The sequence below is a fragment of the Streptococcus sp. SM3 genome (assembly GCF_027497875.1).
Genome location: NZ_JAJNSA010000014.1, coordinates 15,793 through 38,790 on the forward strand (window position 1 = coordinate 15,793; position 22,998 = coordinate 38,790).

At 40.9% G+C, this 22,998-nt stretch carries 21 protein-coding genes and 1 tRNA gene; 3 read left to right on the forward strand and 19 right to left on the reverse strand.

The features are described 5' to 3' along the window. Positions 1-19: 19 nt before the first annotated feature. The 4 genes from PAN06_RS04035 to PAN06_RS04050 form a co-directional block, all read right to left on the reverse strand. A complete protein-coding gene (locus PAN06_RS04035) occupies positions 20-292 on the reverse strand; it encodes a PspC domain-containing protein (RefSeq protein ID WP_001085044.1) in 273 nt (90 codons plus the stop codon). Positions 293-350: 58 nt separating this feature from the next. Continuing rightward, positions 351-800, reverse strand: coding sequence for a SprT family protein (locus PAN06_RS04040; protein WP_033686984.1), 450 nt, complete (start codon positions 798-800; stop codon positions 351-353). Next, the gene (locus tag PAN06_RS04045) at positions 787-2,916 is read right to left on the reverse strand and encodes a Tex family protein (RefSeq protein WP_269795648.1); all 2,130 of its coding nucleotides are present in this window, start codon (positions 2,914-2,916) and stop codon (positions 787-789) included. Before PAN06_RS04045 ends, PAN06_RS04040 begins: the two co-directional genes overlap by 14 nt. 424 nt (positions 2,917-3,340) lie before the next feature. Then, positions 3,341-3,721: a hypothetical protein gene (locus PAN06_RS04050; protein ID WP_346732045.1), complete on the reverse strand. Its 381-nt coding sequence runs from the start codon at positions 3,719-3,721 to the stop codon at positions 3,341-3,343. Positions 3,722-3,876: 155 nt separating this feature from the next. On the opposite strand from PAN06_RS04050, the gene PAN06_RS04055 reads away from it, so the two are divergent. From PAN06_RS04055 to PAN06_RS04065, 3 genes are read left to right on the forward strand one after another with little or no spacing between them, the layout of a single operon-like run. Next, complete coding sequence (locus PAN06_RS04055) at positions 3,877-4,008, forward strand: SPJ_0845 family protein (RefSeq protein ID WP_000268685.1); 132 nt, start codon at positions 3,877-3,879, stop codon at positions 4,006-4,008. Further along, a complete protein-coding gene (locus tag PAN06_RS04060; RefSeq protein ID WP_269795650.1) occupies positions 4,009-4,914 on the forward strand; it encodes a permease in 906 nt (301 codons plus the stop codon). Beyond that, a complete protein-coding gene (locus PAN06_RS04065) occupies positions 4,911-5,726 on the forward strand; it encodes a TIGR03943 family protein (protein WP_269795651.1) in 816 nt (271 codons plus the stop codon). The genes PAN06_RS04060 and PAN06_RS04065 overlap by 4 nt, the downstream gene beginning before the upstream one ends. 83 nt (positions 5,727-5,809) lie before the next feature. On the opposite strand, the gene PAN06_RS04070 is transcribed toward PAN06_RS04065, so the two are convergent. The 15 genes from PAN06_RS04070 to PAN06_RS04140 form a co-directional block, all read right to left on the reverse strand. Beyond that, positions 5,810-6,736, reverse strand: coding sequence for a bifunctional riboflavin kinase/FAD synthetase (locus PAN06_RS04070; protein ID WP_136937099.1), 927 nt, complete (start codon positions 6,734-6,736; stop codon positions 5,810-5,812). Positions 6,737-6,877: 141 nt separating this feature from the next. Beyond that, a complete protein-coding gene (gene smc, locus PAN06_RS04075) occupies positions 6,878-10,417 on the reverse strand; it encodes a chromosome segregation protein SMC (RefSeq protein ID WP_269795652.1) in 3,540 nt (1,179 codons plus the stop codon). After that, positions 10,408-11,106: a ribonuclease III gene (gene rnc / locus PAN06_RS04080; RefSeq protein WP_000661487.1), complete on the reverse strand. Its 699-nt coding sequence runs from the start codon at positions 11,104-11,106 to the stop codon at positions 10,408-10,410. The genes smc and rnc overlap by 10 nt, the downstream gene beginning before the upstream one ends. A 172-nt stretch (positions 11,107-11,278) precedes the next feature. Next, a tRNA-Arg gene (locus PAN06_RS04085) sits at positions 11,279-11,350 on the reverse strand. Between the two features lie 66 nt (positions 11,351-11,416). Next, a complete protein-coding gene (locus PAN06_RS04090) occupies positions 11,417-12,403 on the reverse strand; it encodes a GMP reductase (protein ID WP_269795653.1) in 987 nt (328 codons plus the stop codon). A 172-nt stretch (positions 12,404-12,575) separates the two neighbouring features. Further along, complete coding sequence (locus PAN06_RS04095; RefSeq protein ID WP_269795654.1) at positions 12,576-13,895, reverse strand: McrC family protein; 1,320 nt, start codon at positions 13,893-13,895, stop codon at positions 12,576-12,578. Continuing rightward, on the reverse strand, positions 13,879-15,489 hold the full coding sequence (locus tag PAN06_RS04100) for an McrB family protein (protein ID WP_269795655.1): 1,611 nt from the start codon (positions 15,487-15,489) through the stop codon (positions 13,879-13,881). The genes PAN06_RS04095 and PAN06_RS04100 overlap by 17 nt, the downstream gene beginning before the upstream one ends. Positions 15,490-15,652: 163 nt before the next feature. Then, on the reverse strand, positions 15,653-16,432 hold the full coding sequence (locus tag PAN06_RS04105; RefSeq protein ID WP_269795656.1) for a Sua5/YciO/YrdC/YwlC family protein: 780 nt from the start codon (positions 16,430-16,432) through the stop codon (positions 15,653-15,655). 27 nt (positions 16,433-16,459) lie between these two features. Next, entirely contained in the window at positions 16,460-17,053 is a 594-nt protein-coding gene (gene leuD, locus PAN06_RS04110; protein ID WP_269795657.1) for a 3-isopropylmalate dehydratase small subunit, read from the reverse strand. A gap of 9 nt (positions 17,054-17,062) precedes the next feature. Then, positions 17,063-18,445, reverse strand: coding sequence for a 3-isopropylmalate dehydratase large subunit (gene leuC / locus PAN06_RS04115; protein WP_269795658.1), 1,383 nt, complete (start codon positions 18,443-18,445; stop codon positions 17,063-17,065). Positions 18,446-18,448: 3 nt separating this feature from the next. Beyond that, positions 18,449-18,718 (reverse strand): DUF1294 domain-containing protein, encoded by a 270-nt coding sequence (locus tag PAN06_RS04120; RefSeq protein ID WP_261065148.1) that lies wholly within the window; start codon positions 18,716-18,718, stop codon positions 18,449-18,451. Beyond that, a complete protein-coding gene (gene leuB / locus PAN06_RS04125; RefSeq protein WP_269795659.1) occupies positions 18,715-19,752 on the reverse strand; it encodes a 3-isopropylmalate dehydrogenase in 1,038 nt (345 codons plus the stop codon). Before leuB ends, PAN06_RS04120 begins: the two co-directional genes overlap by 4 nt. 11 nt (positions 19,753-19,763) lie before the next feature. Further along, positions 19,764-21,326 (reverse strand): 2-isopropylmalate synthase, encoded by a 1,563-nt coding sequence (locus tag PAN06_RS04130; RefSeq protein ID WP_269795660.1) that lies wholly within the window; start codon positions 21,324-21,326, stop codon positions 19,764-19,766. 312 nt (positions 21,327-21,638) lie between these two features. Beyond that, positions 21,639-22,295, reverse strand: a complete 657-nt coding sequence (locus PAN06_RS04135) for an MmcQ/YjbR family DNA-binding protein (protein WP_269795661.1) — start codon at positions 22,293-22,295, stop codon at positions 21,639-21,641. A 43-nt stretch (positions 22,296-22,338) separates the two neighbouring features. After that, the gene (locus PAN06_RS04140; protein ID WP_269795662.1) at positions 22,339-22,971 is read right to left on the reverse strand and encodes a copper homeostasis protein CutC; all 633 of its coding nucleotides are present in this window, start codon (positions 22,969-22,971) and stop codon (positions 22,339-22,341) included. Positions 22,972-22,998 lie beyond the last annotated feature (27 nt).

Here is a 22,998-nt window from a genome sequence, read left to right on the forward strand (position 1 = left end):
AAATATTTCCTGTTAAACCTCACCAAAACCAGCCTTCATTATCGTCAATGGCTTGGGCTTCTTTGCGTTTGCGTGGGCCTGTTCCATACATTTCTGCTTCAATTTCTTCCTTGGTAGGCATGATAGAAGCTAGGATGATATAGATAATCACGCCAAGGCCAAAGTTTGCGACTGTAAAAATGGCAAACAGGAAACGAACAAGGGTAACATCAAAGTTCCACTTATCTGACAGACCTGCCAGAACTCCTGAAATCATGCGATTTCGTCTCATTTTATAAAATTTACTGTTCATGATTTTTCCTCTTTCTGCTAGGTTAGACATAGTATATCACGGGTAGGCTCGGCTTTCATCAGTCCTCAGGCTGATTTATTAGTAGCAATTTACCTCGACAAAGTCCACAGCGATAGCGTTTGGTATCAATCCTACGCTTGCGATGATACCTTTGCTGGCAGGATTGACAACGATAAAGTTTGAGTGGTTTAGAGTGGCTATTTGTCAAGGAGGGCACAAAGCGTAATCCATCCACTGCTTTCAACAGTTCCTTAAAATCCCGATCCTTGTGTTGATAGCCCTTCCCTTGAAAATAGAGGTGATAATGACAGAGTTCATGGCGGACAATTTTCCTAAAAACATCCAGACCGAGTTCCTGATAAACCTTGGGATTAAAATCCAAATGCCCATCTTTGGGGAAAAATCGCCCACCTGTCGAACGTAGACGCCTATTCCACTGAACATGATGGATAAAAGGTTTGCCGAAGTCTTCTAGTGAAACCTGCTTAACGTAATCAGTCAGTTTCATTTGGAGCGAGGAGCGACAGATTGACTTTTTCACGTTCAGTATCGATTTTCTTAACCCAAACCGTTACCAAATCTCCGACTGACACTACTTGGCTAGGATGTTTGATAAACTTGCGACTCATATGAGAAATATGAATCAAACCGTCCTCGTGAATGCCAATATCAACGAAGGCACCGAAGTCAACGACATTACGCACCACACCTTCTAGCTTTTGCCCAACCACTAAGTCCTTGATATCTAGGACATCTTGGCGAAGCACAGGTGCGTCAAAGGAATCACGGAAATCTCGTCCTGGTTTGAGAAGGTCTGCAATGATATCTTTAAGGGTTTCAGGACCAAGATCGAGCTCTTGCGCCATTTCCTTGACTGAAAGCGACTTGAGTTTGCTTTGGGCCTCTTCGTTCAGTTCCTTGATGTCCAAGCGTTTGAAGAGTTCCTTGACAGCAGCATAGTTTTCTGGGTGAACTCCTGTATTATCAAGGATATTGCTACTTTCAGGGATACGAAGGAAACCAGCTGCCTGTTCAAAAGCCTTGACACCCAAACGCGGAACCTTCTTAATTTGAGCTCGTGAAGTGATTTTTCCTTCTTCTTCACGATACTTGACGATATTTTCAGAAATGGTTTTATTGAGTCCAGCTACGTGTGAAAGAAGAGCAGGACTAGCTGTATTGACATTGACACCGACTTGGTTCACCACGGTATCCACGACAAAGTCCAGACTCTCAGACAATTTCTTCTGGCTGACATCGTGCTGGTACTGACCGACACCAATTGACTTAGGATCGATTTTGACCAATTCAGCAAGGGGATCTTGCAAACGACGGGCGATAGAAATGGCAGAGCGTTTTTCAACGGTCAAGTCTGGAAACTCCTGACGAGCAAGTTCGCTGGCAGAATAGACAGAAGCACCACTTTCATTGACGATGACATAGCTGACTTCAGGGAACTCTTTCAGAACTTCCGCTACGAAAGCCTCACTTTCACGACTAGCAGTACCATTTCCGATAGCAATAATTTCCACGCTATATTGACCAATCAAGTCTGCCAAATCTTTCTTGGCTTCTTCGATTTGACGAGCTGATGCTGGTTTAACAGGATAAATAACCTGAGTTGTCAGCATTTTCCCAGTTGCATCTACGACAGCTAGCTTGGCACCTGTACGAAAGGCTGGGTCAAACCCAAGAACCACGCGCCCTTTCAATGGAGCAACCAAGAGGAGATTGCGCAGATTGTCAGAAAAGAGTTGTATAGCCCCTTCTTCTGCTTTCTCAGTCAATTCTGTCCTAATGCGGCGCTCGATAGCAGGCAAGACCTTTTTCTTAACAGATTGCTGAACTACTTCATCTATATAGGCATTCTTCACCTTGAAACGAGCAGCAAAGAAAGCTAGAATACGGTCCGTCTCATGTTCAAAACCGACCTTCAAGACACCTAGCTTCTCCCCACGATTGAGGGCCAAGGTACGATAACCCTGCATATTTCCAACCGTCTCTGAAAAATCATAATAAATCTGAAAAACCTGCTTTTCATCAAGAGTTTCATCCTTGACTTGAGAAGTGAGTTTAGAGTGTCTCAGAACTTCCTGATAAGTCACGGAACGCAAGGCCACATCTTCCGATAAGGCTTCAACCAAGATATCAACTGCACCAGCCAAGGCCTCCTTACCAGTCGCAAATCCTTCACAGATGAACTTTTCAGCTTCCTTCTCCAAGCCAGCTACATTCTGCAAAATCAAGCGAGCAAGAGGGAAGAGTCCGGCTTCACGGGCAATAGTTGCCTTGGTCCGACGCTTTTCCTTGTATGGAAGATAGAGTTCTTCTACATCCGCTAGTTTTTCGGCAGCTAAGATTGCCTCTTCTAGCTCCTTGGTCAACTTGCCTTGTTCTTGAATCTTAGCTAAAACAGCTTCCTTACGGTCGTTGAGATTTGTCAGACTTTTATCCAAGTCAATAATGGCCTTAATCGCCACCTCATCCAGACTACCAGTCATATCCTTGCGATAACGCGCGATAAAGGGAATAGTCGCCCCTTCAGCTGTCAAACTTAGAACGGTATCAATTTGCTTTAAAGTCACTCCCAAATCCTGGGAGATTTTTTCATATTTTTTATCCATGAATCTATTATACCATAAGCTAATATTATTCAAATTATCTCTAACAATTTTAAAACATAAGTTGGTGAATAAATTTGCTTCACTTCAATATTCTATTTATTGAGAAGGTTTCAATTTAAAATTCTACTAGATTACAAAAGAATCTATGAGTAATTTCACTGTTTTTATTTTTTACAAAACGCTTTATAAAGCTATTTGTTGAAGTTAACGAATCAATTTTCAGAGAAAATAAAAAACCGCAAGACAGAGTCTGCGGTGGGGATAATCTTTTTTGAAATTTTTAAACAAAAAGGAGCATTTAAGCCCCTCCTTTGAAATAACGGACACTTGGCTGGTCGGTGTACCCAGCATCTCAGATACCTTTTTCAAGGTGCGGCAGGAACCTTTCTGCCCTCAAATGTCTTTCGTTAATGTTATTCTAGCACTATCTACTTTTTTTGTCAAGCTTTCTCAATCTACCAGACTTAATACGACTTTGTAACTTGTAATCTTGTAAACGATACATGGTTGGAACATAAAAGAAATCACCACTTTTATGTAACTTAATCGCAACAAGAACATTATTATCAAATCTTTTTACATATTCAAAACTGGCGTCTTTCTCTCGTGGATTGACCCCAACGAAATCTGGATTACTTAGTATAAGTTCCAGATTTTCGATATGATGAATCACATCATTATAATGCCGTTTCAACATATGACTTCTTAAACCTTCTTTGTTAACTTTGATATCACTAGCTTCAAGAACAATATTAAAAATTTCTTTTACTTCGTCAGTCACCTGACCGATCTTTTTATGTTCCATCATTTCCTCCGTTATTCCTCAATTATTATATCACAATCCTGGTGTATATTAGGATATATCACGTTCTATTATTCGTTAGATACTCAATTTTAACTTTTCCCTTTTCCTTAAAATAATAGTATAATAGAGGTAGAATTTAGAATCGAGGTACATCTATGGCTGTAAAATTTACAAAACGAGACGACTTGGACAAGATGTTTGAGGAGTTTGCTAAACTCCCTGATTTGAAACAAGTCACTTTCCCTGATGACAAAGAGAAAAAAGCCAAAGCAGAAAAGAAAAACTAGATGACTGCTTTCCAACAACTCCCATCTAGTGTGCTTCAGACTGGGGCTATCTTTCTCTCTATAATCATTGAAGCCCTACCCTTCGTTCTGATAGGAAGTATTGTTTCAGGGCTGATTGAGGTTTATATCACACCTGAAAAGGTTTATCATTTTCTCCCTCGAAATCGTTGGGGGAGAATCTTTTTTGGCACCTTCGTCGGGATACTTTTCCCCTCTTGTGAATGTGGAATCGTCCCCATTATCAATCGTTTTCTGGAAAAAAAGGTTCCCAGTTACACAGCCGTTCCCTTTCTTGTGACAGCACCTGTTATCAATCCCATTGTTCTCTTTGCGACCTATTCTGCCTTTGGCAACTCCTTCCATGTCGCTCTGTTACGAGCTCTGGGTTCTATTGTTGTGGCTGTGATACTTGGGATTTTTCTGGGATTTTTCTGGCAAGAACCAATTCAAAAAGAAAATCGTTTTTCCTGTCATGAGCACGATTTTTCTCACTTGACCCCTGCAAAAAAAGTTTTTCAGGTTTTTGTGCAAGCCATTGATGAGTTTTTTGATATGGGACGCTATTTGGTATTTGGCTGTCTTTTTGCCTCTATGATACAGGTCTATGTTCCGACTCGTATTCTTACTTCTATCAGCGCAACCCCTCTTTTTGCCATCCTGCTCTTGATGCTTTTGGCCTTTCTTCTGTCGCTCTGTAGTGAGGCGGATGCCTTTATCGGTGCTTCTCTTCTCTCGAGTTTCGGTTTGGCACCAGTTCTGGCCTTTCTGGTGATTGGCCCAATGCTGGATATCAAAAATATTCTCATGATGAAAAATTACTTGAAAGCACGATTTATCAGTCACTTCATAACGATTGTGACACTCGTTGTCTTAGTATATTCTCTCTTGATTGGAGTCATCCTATGATTCGATTTTTAGTTTTAGCTGGCTATTTTGAATTGACTATTTATCTCCATCTGTCGGGCAAATTAAACCAGTACATCAACATGCACTATTCCTATCTGGCCTATATTTCCATGGTGCTTTCCTTTATCTTGGCTATTGTTCAATTGTATATCTGGATGAAGCAAGTCAAAACCCACAGTCATCTGAACAGCCGATTGGCCAAGGTAACGAGTATTGCTCTTCTGGCCATTCCTATTGTCCTTGGTTTAACTTTCCCAACTGTTAGCTTGGATTCTCAGACCGTTTCTGCCAAAGGCTATCACTTCCCCTTATCAGAAGGCACGGATCAAGCCATTCAGACAAGTGAAGGAACGACAAGCCAATATTTGAAACCAGATACCAGTTCTTATTTTTCAAAATCGGCTTATGAAAAGGAAATGCGAACTGCGGCGGATAAATACTTGTCCCAAGATAGCATTCAGATTACGAATGAAAACTATATGGAAGTCATGGAGGCTATCTACGACTATCCAGATGAGTTTGAGGGTAAGACAGTCCAGTTCACAGGCTTTGTCTATAATGACCCTAGTCATGCCAATAGCCAATTTCTGTTCCGCTTCGGCATTATCCATTGTATCGCAGATTCCGGTGTCTATGGATTGCTGACCAAGGGAAATACCCGTCAGTATGAGAATAACACCTGGATAACAGCCAAAGGAAAACTGGTCAATCACTATCATAAAGAACTCAAACAAAACCTCCCAACCTTGGAAATCGATAGCTTTACCAAAGTCGATAAACCAGAGAATCCCTATGTGTATCGCGTGTTTTAAAAAAGTAGCCTGGAAAGGGCTACTTTTTCTATTTAGAAATAAGAATCTAAAGTATGGATAATTTTATATAAAACTCCGATTTCCTACTCAGCATCCTTCCAATTCCGAGCAATTTCTTCATCTTTCTGGAGTTGGTCTACCAGTTCTTCAACAGAGTCAAATTTGACCATTTCACGGACACGGTCTAGCCAGTAGACAATAACTGTTTCACCGTAAATGTCATCTGAAAAATCAAAAATATTGACTTCAAAACGTGGCTCTTCTCCATCGAAAGTAACATTTTTCCCGACACTCGCCATTCCACGATATCTTTTACGCTGCACTTCAATATCAACTACGTAGACACCATCTGCTGGCATATAAGTTCGATCTCTTAAAACTAAGTTTGCTGTTGGGTAACCAATAGTCCGTCCACGAGCATTTCCGTGAACAACCATTCCACGTGACGGTAGAGGAGTGCCAAGTAAATGACCAGCTTCCCTGACATCTCCATCAAGAATAGCTTGACGAATACGAGTAGAACTAATTTTCCCCTTTTCATCCTCAACGGGAGGAACAATGATAATTTCTCCATCAAAATAGTCCTTCAAATCATCCGCAGTTTTCTTATCAGAACCAAAGGTGTAATCAAATCCTGCTACGATAATCGCTGGTTTTAATGCTCTAACATAGGTATCAAAGAACTCTTGCCCCGTTAAACTAGCAAATTTACTACTAAAGTCAAGTAAGAAAAGAGCCTCTACTCCATGCCATTTCATCTTATGTTCTCGTTCTTCATGGCTGACAATATGAAGCATTAATTCTGGCTTATAAGGCTGTAATGCGAGCTTAGGGGACTCTGTAAAGGTCATCACGACAACTGGAAGATAATCTTTCATCGAAGCCTTACTAGCTACTTCAAAAAGCTTCTGATGTCCCTTATGAATACCGTCAAAATAGCCTAATACAAGAACTGTTTTATCCGGTACTGCGATGTCTTTTTCATTTTTTATAGGTACTGTTGTAATCATGAAACTATTATATCATAGAGAAAGCCTTTTCGCTAAAAGGAAATCCCAAATGTCGTTTTTTGCCCCTGAACTGATCTTAAAAAATCATTCAAGATGTTATTTAAAAAATAGCATCCCCTAAGAGATGCTATCATATGGTAACTAGTCTACTGTTTCTTCCAAATCTTTTAACTTCACCGAAACAATTTTTGAGACACCTGATTCTTGCATGGTCACTCCATAGATGGAATCAGCCGCTGCCATGGTTCCTTTACGGTGGGTTACGACGATAAACTGGCTGTCCTTGTCAAAGCGGTTGAGGTAATCCCCAAAACGTTTGACATTGGCTTCGTCAAGCGCAGCCTCTACCTCATCCAAGATGACAAACGGAATGGTCTTTACACGAATAATAGAGAAAAGCAAAGCAAGAGCTGATAAGGCTTTTTCACCACCACTCATAAGGTTTAGAGACTGGATTTTCTTACCTGGAGGTTGAACAGAAATCTCAACCCCAGCTGTCAGCAAGTCTCCCTCAGTCAAAATGAGGTCCGCCTGACCTCCACCAAACATCTGCTTGAATGTCACTTTAAAGGACTCACGAATAGCTTCAAAGGTTGATTTAAAGCGTTCCTTAACCTCATCATTCATCTCAGTAATAGTCTCAAGGAGCAGGTTTTTCGCCGACAAAATGTCATCTCTCTGGCTATTCAAGAAATCCAGACGGCTGTGAACTTCTTCGTACTGTTCAATAGCATCCAAATTGACAGGACCCAGTGAGCGAATAGCCTTCTCTAAATCCTGCACCTCTTGCTCTGCCAGATTGAGATTTTCCAACTCATGAGACTTTTCTAAAGCTTCAGTATAGCTAATCTGATACTGGTCTGTTAATTGATTTTGTAAATGACGCAAGCGCTCGCTGACCTTTTCTTTCTTTGCTTCAGCACGTGTTTGCTTGCGAATCCACTCCTCATTCTGCTGGCGGGCCTGATCCAAATGACTAGCAATATCATCCAGTTGCCCTTCTATATCATCCAACTCAAACTGCTTACGAATCAAACCTTGTTGGAGGTTTGTTTTATGCATTTTGGCTTCTTCGGTCTGTTGACTGAGCAAATCCGTATCAACTTTCTCAAGATTGTCAACCTTTTCTTGAAGAAGGCGCTGGATTTCCTCTTGTTCGATATCTAAATTGTCCAATTCCTTGCCTAAACGTTCAATATCCGCAACTTCGTAACGTTTTTGCCCTTGCAGTTCTGTCTTAAGCAGGCGAGCTTGCGCTACCTCTTCCTGCAAGTTTTGATAGCGTTCTTGGATGGCGTTTTTATTAGACTTAATCTCTTCAATCTCAGCTTCCAGATTTTGCTTATCACTGGCAATGCTAGCAAGACGCTCTTGGTATTTTTCCTTGTCTGCTTGCCAATCTCCTTCAGAAAGACGATCTAATTCCTCTTCTTGAAGTTTCCAAAGAGTTTCTAACTCTTCAACTTGCTGACTGGTTTGCTGATAAGAGAGGGATAAGCCCTGCTCCTGAATACGAGCCTGCTCTCCTAGAGATTTGATGGCTTCTAATCTTTCTGTCAATCTAGTCATCTCATCTTGCAAGGTCTTCAAAGTCGCCTCTTCTGAACGCAAGCTTGCTTCTTCTTCAGCAATTTCTTTTTGCAATTGCTTCAGCTCTGGCTTGATAAAAATACTGTTATTCTGGCGATTGGCTCCACCTGCGTAAGAACCACCTGTGCGCAACTCTGTTCCATCCAATGTCACCATACGAACCTGATAACGAACCTGGCGAGCTGCTGCACGCGCATGTTCCACACTATCAAAAATAGCTGTCGTTGCTAGCAAGTTTTTGAAAATGGCTTCTAGTCTCTTATCAAACGACACCAACTCATCTGCCATGCCAAGGAAGCCTGGACTTGCTGCGATAGCATCTTGATTCTGACTAGAAATCGTACGAGCCTTGATAGTCGTCAATGGAAGGAAGGTTGCACGACCGGCTCTGTTTCGTTTAAGGAAATCAATCGCCTTGGTTGCCGCGTTTTCATCTTCTACGATGATATGCTGACTACTGGCTCCAAGTGCAATCTCTAGAGCAGTTTGATAATGCACATCAAAGGTCAGGTGCTCACTGACTGCCCCAATTATTCCACCAAGACGGTCTTTTTCTTGGAGGACACTCTTGACACCTGCATAAAAGTTACTATGATTTCTAAGGATATTTTCCAAACTTTGAGCTCTGGCCTGTTTGTTTTTGAGATTATCCAGACGATCAAAGAGTTGACTTTGTTGAGCGTGATAGGAAGTTTTCTGCTCCTCTTGCTCCTTGGCACAGATTTGATAGTCGGCCAATAATTTCTGAACCTGCTCCCTGGCAGTTTCAAGCTCATTCCTTTGCTGACTTGCCTTTTCTTTAGCTGTAGCCAACTGTTCTTTCAGCTTTTCTAATTGATCTGCTTGTTTTTGAGAAAGCTGACGACTATTTTCCAACTCATTCTCGATGCGAGTCAGTTGGTTTGAGACATCAGCTTCTTCTTGTAGAAGAGCTACAAAGCGTTCACGTAAGAGCTCAATCATCTGATCAGGATCATCTGAAAAAGCTAGCAATTCAGCTTCTAAACGATTGAGTTTTTGATTATTTTGGACTAGATTTTCCTCTAACAGAGTTAATGAGCTTTCTTTATCAGATTTTTCTTGGCTGAGTAAATTTCTCTTATCCTCCAAAGCAGCCAAACGAGCTTGTGCTTCCTGTTGATTGAGGGCTACTTGCTCAGATTCCAGTTTCGATAAGGCTAATTTTCTCTCTAAATCACTAATCAGACTGGTCAAATCCATCAAACTGCCTTGGTCTTTGGCCATTTCAGCCTGTAAATCTTGGCGTTGCTTCTTGAGATTCTGATTTTCTTCTTCTAATTTTTCACGCTTTTGGTAATAACTAGTCAAGAGTTCCTGAACCTGAGCCAACTCTTCTTCTGTCGACTCTAGTTCAGCTTTATTATCCTTGATTTGAGCAACAAGGACATCCAAGTAAATAGCCTTGCGTTGACCTTCCAAATCTAAAAACTTACGGGCATTTTCAGCTTGCTTCTCAAGAGGCTTGATTTGATTATCCAACTCATAGATAATATCCTCTAAGCGGTCTAGATTATCCTGAGTTTGTTGTAGTTTACTCTCAGTTTCTTTTCTGCGAGTCTTGTATTTTAAAACTCCAGCAGCTTCTTCAAAAATAGCTCGGCGTTCCTCAGGCTTTGAGTTGAAAATCTCCTCAACCTTCCCTTGGGAAATGATAGAGAAGGAATCTCGTCCCAATCCAGTATCTAAGAAAAGATCATGAATATCACGCAGACGAACTTTCTTGCCGTCAATTTTGTATTCACTATCCCCACTACGATAGATATGGCGTTCTACTCTGATTTCTTGGCCTGCGTCCTTGATAAATCCGTCATTATTATCCAGAGTCACAACTACAGAAGCATAATTGAGCGGTTTGCGACTTTCAGTTCCAGCAAAAATGACATCCGGCATCTTGCCCCCACGGAGACTCTTGACACTTGACTCCCCCAAAGCCCAGCGCAGACTTTCTGTAATATTCGACTTTCCAGATCCATTGGGACCAACAACTGCCGTCACACCTTGGTCAAAGACAACCTTGGTCTTATCTGCAAAAGACTTGAATCCCTGAATTTCGATTTCCTTTAAATACATGAATCCAGCCCTTTCTCAACGGCATTTTTGGCAGCTTCCTGCTCTGCTAATTTTTTCGAACGACCTTGGCCTTGACCAATGCTTTTGCCTTCAACAAGAACTTCTACATCAAAAACCTTATCATGGGCAGGACCCGTTTCAGAAATCACCTGATAACGAATAGCCACATCGCCATTGACCTGAAGTAACTCTTGGAGATGGGTTTTGTAGTCTGTAATCATTTCAAACTCGCCTGCTTCAACCTTAGGAATCATGACTTGATAGATAAATTCTTTGACCTTGGCCACATCCTTGTCCAAAAGGAGGGCACCAAGAAAGGCTTCAAAGGCATCACCAAGAATGGTATCACGATTGCGACCACCAGATTTTTCTTCCCCCTTACCTAGCTTGATAAACTGATCAAACTGGCAATCACGTGCAAAACCAGCCAAACTCTCCTCGCGGACAATCATGGCACGGAGTTTGGACAAGTCACCCTCAGGCTTTTTAGGATATTTTTTATACAGATATTCTGAAATCAATAACTGTAGAACAGCGTCTCCTAAAAATTCCAAGCGTTCATTGTGTGAAATTTTTAAGAGGCGGTGCTCATTGGCATAACTCGTATGAGTAAAGGCAGTCTCCAGTAAATTTTTGTCTGCAAATTCGATTGCAAAATGGTTCTTTAGTACAGTTTGTAATTCTTTCATACCAACCTCTTTCTAACTGATAACAGTCCTTTTTATTATATCAAAAAAAGCCCCCTGAGTCACTTTAAAACGGGACTGGAGCGGATTTGGGAATTCTTTAGACAGAGATAGAAGCAAATTTGGGTCAGAATAAAGAAAAAAGCCCTATTAAAGGCTTTTTAGGATGTTTACATCCACCCTGAGGGAATCGAACCCCCATCTCAAGAACCGGAATCTTACGTGATATCCATTACACTAAGGGTGGAAACTTGTTTTATTATAACAGAAATTTGCTCTAATAACAAGTTTTTTTCTGGCCAAATAGCCCGTCTTAGTGGGAAGCATCCCCATTCCAGATCGAGTTTTTCACGATAACATAATCAACGTGTTTAAGGTCAGCAACCTGACGTCCACCTGCATAAGAAATAGCACTTTGAAGGTCTTGTTCCATCTCAGTTAAAGTGTCTTGCAGATGACCTTTAGCAGGAAGCAAGATACGTTTGCCTTCCACATTTTTGTAAGCACCTTTTTGATATTGTGAGGCTGAACCGTAATATTCTTTGAACTGTTCACCATCAACTTCAATCGTTTTCCCTGGACTTTCGATGTGTCCTGCAAATAGGGAACCAATCATGACCATGCTAGCACCGAAACGGATAGACTTGGCAATATCACCGTGAGTGCGAATCCCTCCATCAGCGAAAATCGGTTTACGTGCAGCCTTAGCACACCAACGTAGAGCAGCCAACTGCCAACCACCTGTACCAAAACCAGTCTTGACCTTGGTGATACAAACCTTACCAGGACCAATTCCGACCTTAGTAGCATCCGCACCAGCATTTTCCAATTCACGCACGGCTTCTGGTGTTCCCACATTTCCAGCAATAACAAAAGTATCTGGCAATTCTTTCTTGATGTGTTGAATCATAGAAATAACACTATCCGCATGACCATGGGCAATATCAATCGTGATGAACTCAGGAGCATCATCCTTGAGCTGGCTAACGAAATCATACTCATAGTCCTTAACACCGACAGAGATAGAAGCAATGAGCCCTTGATCGTGCATTCGTTTAATAAAAGGAATGCGTCCTGCTTCATCAAAACGGTGCATAATGTAGAAGTAGCCCCCTTTAGCCAGTTGCTCTGCTACATTTTCATCCAAAATCGTCTGCATATTAGCTGGCACAACAGGTAGTTTAAAGGTGTGATTTCCTAGCGTGACACTTGTATCTGCTTCTGCACGGCTTTTAATGACACATTTATTTGGAATCAATTGAATATCTTCGTAATCAAAAATTGGAAATTCATTTAACATATCGATGTCTCGTTTCTTTTGTAATGACCTACCTATGCTCTCGCATCACTACGCCTTTTCCGACGTTTCCTTAATTTATTATAAACTAAAGTACAGTTTCTGTCAAATAATTTCATAATTTAAATTATATCGTTCGTGTTTTACTTATATCAAAGACAAAAAAGTGGAGAGATTATTTTCTCCCCAGTTCTTTAGTAATATTCCTTTTAAAAATTTCTTCTGAGTTTTCCATCATTTCACAAAATTCACTATAAGATGAAGACTTCTGAGGAATTTGGATAGACCATTTCTTCAACAAAGCTCCGTACCCTGCTAGCTTTCCTATCTCATTATCAACCGCCTTTTTCTCACTCGGGAAAATAAGACCAGCCTTCTCAGCTTTTAAAATATAAGAATAGGAAATCAGTTGGAACAAGTCCTCACGGTTTATTCCTTTTTCAGTATCTTCAAGCTTTTTATATTTAGCGTCTAACACAATTTTTAAATCTCTATTATAGAAATCTGGATAAACTTTTCGTTCTCGACTAGAAAATACTGAAATTCCGTCCGTCTTATCTTTATTTCGTGGATGGATGAAATCTTTTGGCAACAAAGTATAAACATACTCTTCCCAAAGCCAGGCAACATCAAAAAGAATACCATGAATTTTTTGATCTTGATACCCTAAACCGTGCTTTTCTTGGTTTAGAATCATCAGACAAAGTTCTTGTAACTTTCTGTACTCGTGAAAGTATGCATGACGTATAGGTTTAGATTGATTTCCCCGAATAATCTTAACACGATCAGCTAGTTTATAAGAAGGAGTTACCCGCACGATTTCAGCTACGTTTTCACGACTAGTTGAGAGATTATCTAGTACCCCTTGACCAATTCTTTTCTGGTTCTTAATGTATTCAATAGTATGACGGACCAACTGTATGAGGGGATTATCATAGGTGAACTCTCTCGTTGTGTAGGCAATATTTCCCGTGAAAGGAAGATTTTTCTTGAGATGATTTCTTACATCAATCACTCCCTTAACATGACTGTCATTATGAGAAAATCTCTGGTATTCCTTATAAAGACCTTTTCGAATTGCAGCTTGTAGATAATTGGGAAAGAGATACATCAAAAGTTGATAAAGCCTCTCTTCACGAGACAATGCAACATCTAAACTAGTGAGATTGATATGAAGAACCTTGTGTAAGAGATAATGCAAAAAATGGTCATTACTCTCATCAGAAAAGCGAGAGGAAATCGTTAATCTTTCTTGACCACACCCCAGAAAACCAATCACATTTCCAGTCTTGATTTTCTGATTAACTGTTTCAAAGATTTTTTGGTCCTTCTCTAAGTCAGGAGAATTCTTCAAATCATTTGGAAAAATGAAAATATTATCCTCTTTAGAAAGGTTATCCAGTGTTCTATCAAGAAGTGCTTGACTTAGTTTGGGAAATTCTGCGACAAAGTCTTCCTTAGCAATTCTATGCTGATTATCAGTTATCCGCATCATTATCACCAGTATCTTGCGGTTCTGTTCGCTCGTTATTTGTCAGATCAAATGCTTTTTTCAATGTTTCCAGAGTTTCATCCTCTTCATAAGAACCCCGTAAGTAATCTTCCAAAAGCGGTTTGAGGTAATCAGACCAGAGTAATTCATAGTCAAAATCTACATCCTTCAACTTTAGAAAATAACTTGGTCCAATATGATAATGACTGTTTAATTCCTGAACGTTTTCAATAGCAGCGTTCAAGTTTCTTAAACGTTTTTTCGCTTCTTCCTCATGTCCATCTAGTTCGTTATCTAGAATGTATAACTGGCTTTCAGCAGTAACTTCAACAAAACGGAAACGACGGCGCATAGCAAAATCAAAGGTGTCCACTGAACGGTCAATATCATTCATGGTTCCGATAATATAGACATTTTCAGGGATATAAAATTTCTCATCAGTCTCATGTAAATTAGCATACTGAGTAGAAACACATCCATTTTCACCACGATAGCCAGGGTCAATAGAGAAAAAGAGTTCACCAAAAATCTTAGAAATCTCACCACGGTTGATTTCATCGATGATGAAGACGAATTTATCTTTTCCCCCGGTTTTCTTAACGTCTCTAGCTTTCTGACAAAATTTCTTAAAGATTCCATCTACTAACTTAAACTCAATGGTACCATCCCCATTTGATACTGGCCTCAACCCCTCTACAAAATCCGTATAATCATAGGAAGGGTGAAACTGTACAAAGCCGATTTGATCTTTGTTACCATTTGTTAACTCCACAGCAATTTCTTTAGCAAGGTAAGTTTTTCCCGTACCTGGCGCACCGTGTAGGATAAGATTTGGAGACTTTAATAGAGATTGAGTTAATTGATGACGAAAATTGTTTGATGAATCCATTGTACTATTTTCCATAAAAAGCTTAGAATACTCAAAAAGCATAGTTCCTAATTTCGATGGCTCCAACTCAGGATAAGTTTTGGACACCAGTTCAATTATTTTATGATTTTGCAGATAAGGTCCACCTTGATTTGTCTGAGAAACAAAGTGGCTCCAAAATTCTTTCTGACTATTAATATTTACACCAAAGAAAGGATTTCCCTCAGAATATATACAAAGTAATTTTGTCACCATAGCAGAACGACCAATAAATTCATTTGTTGATCTTTTCATATCAAAAATAGGATTTTCAAAGTTAAAACGAATACCCTCTTTGATAATTTCATGCAAATCTGATTTTAATTTTGAAAATCGCTGATCCAACTCTGAAAGCGGAATGACTTTATTACCTTGATCTTTATAACTCTTTGTTTTTTCATTCCAATAAATCCCGAATTTTGAAGCTGAGCCACCAGAAATTCCAAGAAATAGATTTTTGTATTTTCCCTTCTCAAGAGCGTAGCATAAAGACTTATTTTGCTGTCCCTTTCCTATTACATATTCATCGATTGACATTGTTAAAATCCTATCCAAAGGCCATTCCTTGAGAAACTCTTCTTTTAATTTATCATTAAACTTTTCACCACCAGTTGCCTTATTTAATAACTCTTCTTTATTTAGACTATACCATTTATAAAAATCTTCTAAACTAACTTTTCTTTTATTCATCAATCTAACCCCTTTTGCTAATGATGTTTAAATATTAGCATTACTTATTAACATATATTTTATAAATAGAATACCATATTCTATAGAAAAAGAAAAGAATTTCTAAAGAAAAGCCTAGTGTAGAGTAGGGTATTCCCTCATAACACTAGACTTCTTTTTTATCCTAATAATACTCGCCCTGACGGTAGTCCCATGAGTTAAAGGTGTCTGACAGGTGCATCATGATTTTATCAATGTCAAGTCCTTTACGAATCACAACTGGTACTGGTGAAGTTGAACGTGCTCCTCCTTGTTCTGGGATGAGTTTGCCGTCTTTATCGACCATAGAGACCATCACACCTTGCTCGTAGCGTGTTTCAATCGTTTTGTCAGGCTGGATAGATGCCACATAGTCGTCTGCCTCGATAACAAGGTCAACTGCCCCTTCGATGCGTTCTCCGATACCTTCTACCTTACCACGGTTTCCTTTTCCAGATGGGTTAGCTGATGAGGCATAAACCATCTTGCCTTCTTCCCAAAGTTTGGAAGCCAATTGTTCACCAGCTTTCCCAAACTTGATAACGAAACAGCTAGTACCACGCACGTCAGTCATCAGTTCTTCACGGCCATCACCGTATGCTTTGAGTTTTTCAAAGGCTTCTGGTTTCCATGGAAGGATACAACCAAGAAGAATGTCTTCGTCCCAATGTTTTTGGTAGAAGGCTTCAATTTCTGGGTTGAGTTGTGCTAAGGCGCGAAGCTCATCCATGCTACCACAGAGAACAACACCTGGTTTGTTACGATTACGTTCTTTAGCTGCGAACTTACGCTCAAGTCCTGCCTTATCGCTAGTCATGATGATGTAACCAACTTTAGTAGGGCAAACGATACATCCGCCCTCACCTTTTAAAATGTCATAGCCTTCTTGTGAAAGTGTTCCGTTCCATTGAATGTGTTTTGTCATAGTTCTATTTCCTTTTCTATTTTTCTTCTAATCCTGCCAGTAGGCTGGTCGTTGTTTTTCATAAGCAGCAATCAAATCTTCATACTGCAAGGTAATACCGATATCATCCAAACCATTTAAGAGCTTGTGTTTCCACTCGCTATCGATTTCAAAAGTGAATTCTCCAACTGGTGAGATGATTTTTTGTTGTTCCAAGTCCACAGTTATCTGGTCAGTTGGTTGTAGCTGGGCTAGTTTCTCTCGAACCTCTCTGGGCTGTACAATAGGCAACATGCCATTATTGAGTTCATTATTGTAATGAATATCCCCAAAAGACCCTGCAATCACAACCTTAAAACCATAGTCCGCTAGAGCCCAGGCTGCATGCTCCCTCGAAGAGCCTGCACCAAAGTTATCCCCTGAGATGAGAATACTGGCTTTCCGATATTCAGGTCGGTTAAAGACAAAGTCTGGGTCCTCAGTATAGAGATCATCCAAATAACGCCAAGCATACATGAGGTACTTACCAAAGCCTTTTTTATCAATCAACTTGAGAAACTGCTTGGGAAGGATTTGGTCAGTATCAATGTTATCATTCATAAGAGGAACGGTCGTTCCCGTATAAACTGTGAATTTTTCCATATCCTCTCCTTACTGGGCTTCTGGCATTTGCCGAACATCTACGAAACGCCCTGCGATAGCTGCTGCAGCTGCCATGGCTGGACTGCAGAGATGGGTCTTAGCCCCAAATCCCTGTCTGTCTTCAAAGTTGCGGTTGCTGGTTGAGGCGCAGTGGACACCATCAGGAACCTTGTCCGGATTCATTCCTAGGCACATAGAGCAACCTGGGTCTCTCCATTCAAAGCCAGCATCTAGAAAGACCTTGTCCAATCCCAACTTCTCAGCAGCTCGTTTGACAGGACGAGAGCCTGGAACGACGATAGCCGTTAAATTAGGAGCAATCTTCTTTCCTTTGACAAATCGAGCCGCCAGCTGCAAGTCACTGAGACGAGCATTGGTACAAGAGCCAATAAAGATATATCCTAGTTCAATATCCGCTGGCTTTTGACCAGGTTCCAAGTCCATGTAATTGTAGGCTCGCTCATCATTCATATCCTTGATTTCTGGGAAACTACTGTCAAAGTCAACCCCCATTGCAGGATTGGTACCCCAGGTCACCATGGGAGCCAAGTTTGAGACATCCATTCGGATAACCTTATCGTAAAGAGCATCATCATCACTGACAATTGTTTTCCAATCCGCCACCGCCTCTTCAAAATCCTCTGGAACACATTCTCGTCCCTTGAGATAATCATAGGTGGTTTGGTCAGGATTCATAATTCCCATCTTAGAACCAAACTCGATGGACATATTGCAGATAGTCATTCGCTCTTCCATGCTCAGTGCATCAATCGCTTGTCCCCGATATTCCACCACATAGCCAACACCACAGGCAACGCCGTACTTGGCAATCAAGGCTAGAATGAAATCCTTAGAATAAACTCCTTTTTGAGGAACACCAGTGAATTCTACCAGCATTTTCTTGGGTTTGACCTGCCAGAGGGTCTGGGTAGCGAAGACATGCTCGACTTCACTGGTCCCAATTCCAAAAGCGATCGCTCCGAAAGCCCCGTGGGTTGCTGTGTGGCTATCTCCACAGACGATGAATTTTCCTGGTTGCGTCCTTCCAGTTTCTGGTCCAACCATGTGAACAATCCCCTGCTTTTCAGAACCGTGGGCCGCATGTTCAATCCCAAACTCCTCAACATTTTCAGCCAGCTTATCAATTTGAGCCTTGGAAATTACATCTCGAATATCGTAGATATTGACTGTCGGGACATTGTGGTCAAAAGTTCCAAATGTCAAGTCTGGTCGTCTCAATCTGCGTCCTGCATCTCGTAATCCTTGAAAAGCTTGAGGACTGGTCACTTCATGAATATAGTGCTGATCCACATACATGAGTTGCGGCTGCCCCTCTTCTCCTGTGATGACATGACGGTCCCATAATTTATCAAAAATCGATTTTCCTGCCATCCATTACCTCCAAATAAAATATAAGGCTACTAGTGTGGACACCATTCCGAGAAACCAAACTGTTTTAAAATACCATTTTCGAGTCTTGTGGTGAAAGATGATTCCTGCTAACCAGGCCCCAAAACCACCACAAGTAAAAGCTAAAATAAGTAAGATTTTCTCAGGGATGCGCCAAACTCTTCTCCTTGCCTTAGATTTGTCAATACCATAAATCAAGAAAACCATGACATTCCAAATCAAAAGGACTAGAGTAATTCTTTCGTCTAACTTCATAATCTTGCAATAATAGCTTCTGTCATTTCCTTAGTCGAAGCCTGTCCACCTATATCTCTTGTTAAAATGCCAGCCGCTAAACTAGCTTCAACAGCACGCTCAATACGCTCTGCATCCTCATAACGACCAAAACTATCTCTCAACATCATGGCCACTGATAAAATCATGGAGATAGGATTGGCAATGCCTTGACCAGCAATATCAGGTGCTGAACCGTGAATAGGTTCATAGAGACTTGGTCCATTTTCAGAATGACTGGCTGATGGCATGACCCCAAGTGTACCAGATAGGACGCTTGATTCATCAGATAAAATATCTCCAAAAAGATTCTCCGTCACGATGACATCAAACTTAGCAGGATTGGTAATCATAAGCATGGCAGCTGAGTCGACTAGCTGGTGCTCCAAGGTTACATCTGGGAAATCCTGCACGACTTCCTCAGCTACTTTCCGCCAGAGTTTTGAAGTCGCTAGAACATTTTGCTTATCGATACTAGTAACGATTTTTCTGCGATTTCTTGCAATTTCAAATGCCTTGCGAATAATCCGCTCTACTTCTTCATAGCTGTAGTCGTTGATATCACGCGCTTTTCGCTCTTCAAGAATATGATCCCCAAAGTAAATTCCGCCAGTCAACTCACGTACCACAACAAAGTCTACACCAGCAATTCGTTCTGGTTTGAGAGGTGACAAATGCTTGAGACTCTCAAAAATCTTAACTGGGCGAATATTGGCATAGAGATTGAGTTCCTTACGGAGAGCCAGCAGTCCTTGTTCAGGCCGAACCACTGCTCTATCATACTGAGGACTACCGATAGCTGCTAGGAGAATGGCATCTGCTTCTCTACATGTCTTGAGGGTTTCATCAGGTAAGGGATGCCCCGTAGCATCAATACCTGCACCTCCAAAAGGACGTCTGTCTATCTCATAATCAAAGCCTGTTTTTTCAGCAAGAGCCCCCAGAACTTCCAAACCAGCTTCCATGATTTCTGGACCGATTCCGTCCCCTGCTAGAGCTACTATTTTCTTTGTCATAGCATTCTCCTTTACACACTAGGCATGTCACGATAGGAAACACTGCGTCCCATCTCACCAGCATTCTCTTTTTGAACAAAGGTATTAGCATTGATGTAGGCAATAGCAGAAGCTTTCAACACATCAAAGTCTAGACCTGCTGCGTTAAAGATGGTTTCTGTATCTCTGTTTTCAACAGTGACCAAGACCCGAGCTTGAGCATCGATTCCATCCGTCACAGCATCAATGGTATAGGACACCAAGCGGACAGATTGGTTAAAGAACTTATCGATAGCGTTAAAGATAGCCTCAACAGAGCCTTGTCCTGTCGCATTGAATTCTACCTTCTCACCATCCATGTTGGCTAGGCTAACGATTGCTTCAATGTCATTATCTGCATGAGTTTGAAGTTGTAAATCATCAAAGTGGAATCCTTCTGGGTTTTCAACCATGGTTCCAGCTACCAGAGCACGAATATCTGCATCTGTGATTTCTTGCTTCTTGTCGGCCAGTGCCTTGAACTTAGCGAAGAGTGGTTTGATGTCCTCTTCTGTAAAGTCTAGGGCCAATTCTCTTAGTTTCTCGACAAAGGCATGGCGACCAGACAATTTTCCAAGTGGGAGGCTATTACTCTTGACACCGACCAATTCAGGAGTGATGATTTCATAGGTAAGAGGATTTTTAAGGACTCCGTCTTGGTGAATACCAGATTCGTGAGAAAAGGCATTGCCACCGACCACAGCCTTGTTTTTAGGAACTGGGATACCTGAGAAGCGAGAAACCATTTCTGACGTATTGATGGTTTCATTTAAAACAATACTAGTTTCTGCTTGATAGTAATCTTGGCGAATATTGAGAGCCACTGCTATTTCTTCCAAAGCAGCATTTCCAGCTCTCTCCCCAATACCGTTGATAGTCCCTTCAACACGTCCTGCTCCGTTCTTGACAGCAGCAAGGCTATTAGCCACTGCCATTCCAAGGTCATCATGACAGTGAGGTGAATAGATAATCTGACGATCTGTCTTAACATTCTCAATCAGGTGTTTGAAGATAGCTCCGTACTCTTCTGGCGTGGTAAATCCTACCGTGTCAGGGATATTGATATAAGTCGCACCTGCATCGACCGCTGTTTGAACGACTTGCAAGAGGAAATCCAACTCTGTTCTAGTCGCATCCTCAGGAGAGAATTCGACCACTTCAAACTTAGAACGGGCATAGGAAACATGCTCCTTGATAGCTTCCAAAATCTCTTCCTTGCTCTTATTGAGTTTATACTTGCGGTGAATCGGACTGGTAGCGATAAAGACATGAACCTGTGGATACTTGGCATCCTTGAGGGCTTCATAACAAGCATCAATATCAGACTTGACAGAGCGTGCCAAACCTGTCACCGCTGTTTTCTTCAAGACCTTGGCAATCTCCTGAACTGCTGTGAATGAATCAGGACTCGCCGCCGGAAAACCAGCTTCAATGGCTGAAATACCCCATTTCTCCAGCTGCCTTGCAATGGCAATTTTTTCCTTGATTGAAAAATTAACACCAGGTGTCTGCTCTCCATCCCGAAGGCTAGTATCTAGAAATTCAACTGCTCTCATAAAATTTCCCCTTTTCCAAATATGGTTTAAAAAAAACATCTCGCTCAGAAACCCAAGCGAGATGTTGATTTACTCCCGCTTGGTAAGCCAAACAGGACTAATGCATTTTGCACTAGCCCGAGTACCTCAACAACAAAGCGAATTGATTAAACTTAGCTGTTTTCATGTTTGACTTTCTCCTTCGTTTGATATCTTGTTTAGTATTTTAGCATAGGCAAAAGCACTTGTCAAGAAAAAATCCAATATTTTCTGAAAATTTCTTCAGTATAGAATATTTTGCTAATTGAAAGTTCTTGAAAAACTTGAAATGTTTCATTTTTTAGTGGTTAAATTCCAGCTTCTTTCTATCAATTCCAGTACTTCTTCATCTGATAAAGTATCATCAAGCGCCACACTAATCCAGTAGCGTTTGTTCATATGAAAGGCTGGATAAATGCCCTTTTTTGAAAGTAAGTCAGCTACTTGGTCATGTTTGAGATTGACTGCTTCCACCTGTCCTTCTCTTCCTTTTTCCAGCTTATCCCAAGAGATTTTCATCAAAACGGCATACCACTTTTGATTGCCTTCATGACGTAACACTGCCGTATCAGGCGATTTCTCCCACAAATACTCCAACTGATTACCATACTTTCCCTGAACTTGAGTCATGATTCGTTTAGTCTGAGGACAGATAAAATCTTGCACATCAAAACAAGCCTTCCGAATCTGGTAAAGAATCTCCAAACAAGCCTCACGGACATTTCCGACAAAACTTCCTCTCATACTTTCCATATGAACTTGAGGATAGAGGTCGCCCGTTTCCAGGTCAAAGACTTGAAAACTCACATTATCAGCAGTGATGGATACAGTCATGACAAAGTCACCTTGCAAAATCTGGCAACTATAGGTCCAGACTCCACTATTTTCTACAAAACCATAATCATGAGCCTTTTCTTGATTCAATTGATAGGATTTAAAAATTTCAAACATAAGTGAAAACTGCTACCCAAAGCTAGCAGTTCCTTTCTATTTTTTAAAAGACAACCTTAGTACCATGTAGTTGTGTCACTCCCAGTTGGTCGATAAAGATTTGACGGTTGTCCAAGTCAATCCCCCCACCTGGTAGAATTTCAATTTTACCTTTAGCGTGCTCCAAAATTCTGTGATAGTGAACAAAACGCTTGTCTAGCGAGTCACCAGATACTCCAGCACGAGTTAAGATACGGGTGACACCAACTTGGCTGAACCAGTCAATAGCTTCCAGCTGATCTTCATCGCTCAATTCATCAAAGGCCATGTGGAAGACAATTTCCATTCCTTTTGACGCAGCTATCAACTTCTCCAGATTAGGCTTATCCAACTTCTTATCAACAGTTAAAACCCCAAATACAACTCCTTGACTTCCAGCCTGAGCAGTCAATCGAATATCTTCGAGCATAATAGCAATTTCTAGTTCATTATAGACAAAGTCACCACCACGTGGACGAATCATGGTCATGATGGTTGTATCGTAGTTAGCTGCCAATTCAACCGCTGCCTTGGTCACTCCATAGCTGGGAGTTGTCCCACCAACTGCTAGATTGTCACAAAGTTCGATTCGACGAGCTCCAGCCTCCATCGCTTTTTCAAGCAAGGTCACATTTTCAGCACAAAATTCGTAAATCATTTGATTCTCCTTGAAGATTACTTTAAA

Bases quoted from the DNA above. Each gene is read 5' to 3' on its own strand.
- PAN06_RS04035 (WP_001085044.1), bottom strand. From the start codon at position 292: ATGAACAGTAAATTTTATAAAATGAGACGAAATCGCATGATTTCAGGA.
- PAN06_RS04040 (WP_033686984.1), bottom strand. From the start codon at position 800: ATGAAACTGACTGATTACGTTAAGCAGGTTTCACTAGAAGACTTCGGC.
- PAN06_RS04045 (WP_269795648.1), bottom strand. From the start codon at position 2,916: ATGGATAAAAAATATGAAAAAATCTCCCAGGATTTGGGAGTGACTTTA.
- PAN06_RS04050 (WP_346732045.1), bottom strand. From the start codon at position 3,721: ATGGAACATAAAAAGATCGGTCAGGTGACTGACGAAGTAAAAGAAATT.
- PAN06_RS04055 (WP_000268685.1), top strand. From the start codon at position 3,877: ATGGCTGTAAAATTTACAAAACGAGACGACTTGGACAAGATGTTTGAG.
- PAN06_RS04060 (WP_269795650.1), top strand. From the start codon at position 4,009: ATGACTGCTTTCCAACAACTCCCATCTAGTGTGCTTCAGACTGGGGCT.
- PAN06_RS04065 (WP_269795651.1), top strand. From the start codon at position 4,911: ATGATTCGATTTTTAGTTTTAGCTGGCTATTTTGAATTGACTATTTAT.
- PAN06_RS04070 (WP_136937099.1), bottom strand. From the start codon at position 6,736: ATGATTACAACAGTACCTATAAAAAATGAAAAAGACATCGCAGTACCG.
- smc (WP_269795652.1), bottom strand. From the start codon at position 10,417: ATGTATTTAAAGGAAATCGAAATTCAGGGATTCAAGTCTTTTGCAGAT.
- rnc (WP_000661487.1), bottom strand. From the start codon at position 11,106: ATGAAAGAATTACAAACTGTACTAAAGAACCATTTTGCAATCGAATTT.
- PAN06_RS04090 (WP_269795653.1), bottom strand. From the start codon at position 12,403: ATGTTAAATGAATTTCCAATTTTTGATTACGAAGATATTCAATTGATT.
- PAN06_RS04095 (WP_269795654.1), bottom strand. From the start codon at position 13,895: ATGATGCGGATAACTGATAATCAGCATAGAATTGCTAAGGAAGACTTT.
- PAN06_RS04100 (WP_269795655.1), bottom strand. From the start codon at position 15,489: ATGAATAAAAGAAAAGTTAGTTTAGAAGATTTTTATAAATGGTATAGT.
- PAN06_RS04105 (WP_269795656.1), bottom strand. From the start codon at position 16,432: ATGACAAAACACATTCAATGGAACGGAACACTTTCACAAGAAGGCTAT.
- leuD (WP_269795657.1), bottom strand. From the start codon at position 17,053: ATGGAAAAATTCACAGTTTATACGGGAACGACCGTTCCTCTTATGAAT.
- leuC (WP_269795658.1), bottom strand. From the start codon at position 18,445: ATGGCAGGAAAATCGATTTTTGATAAATTATGGGACCGTCATGTCATC.
- PAN06_RS04120 (WP_261065148.1), bottom strand. From the start codon at position 18,718: ATGAAGTTAGACGAAAGAATTACTCTAGTCCTTTTGATTTGGAATGTC.
- leuB (WP_269795659.1), bottom strand. From the start codon at position 19,752: ATGACAAAGAAAATAGTAGCTCTAGCAGGGGACGGAATCGGTCCAGAA.
- PAN06_RS04130 (WP_269795660.1), bottom strand. From the start codon at position 21,326: ATGAGAGCAGTTGAATTTCTAGATACTAGCCTTCGGGATGGAGAGCAG.
- PAN06_RS04135 (WP_269795661.1), bottom strand. From the start codon at position 22,295: ATGTTTGAAATTTTTAAATCCTATCAATTGAATCAAGAAAAGGCTCAT.
- PAN06_RS04140 (WP_269795662.1), bottom strand. From the start codon at position 22,971: ATGATTTACGAATTTTGTGCTGAAAATGTGACCTTGCTTGAAAAAGCG.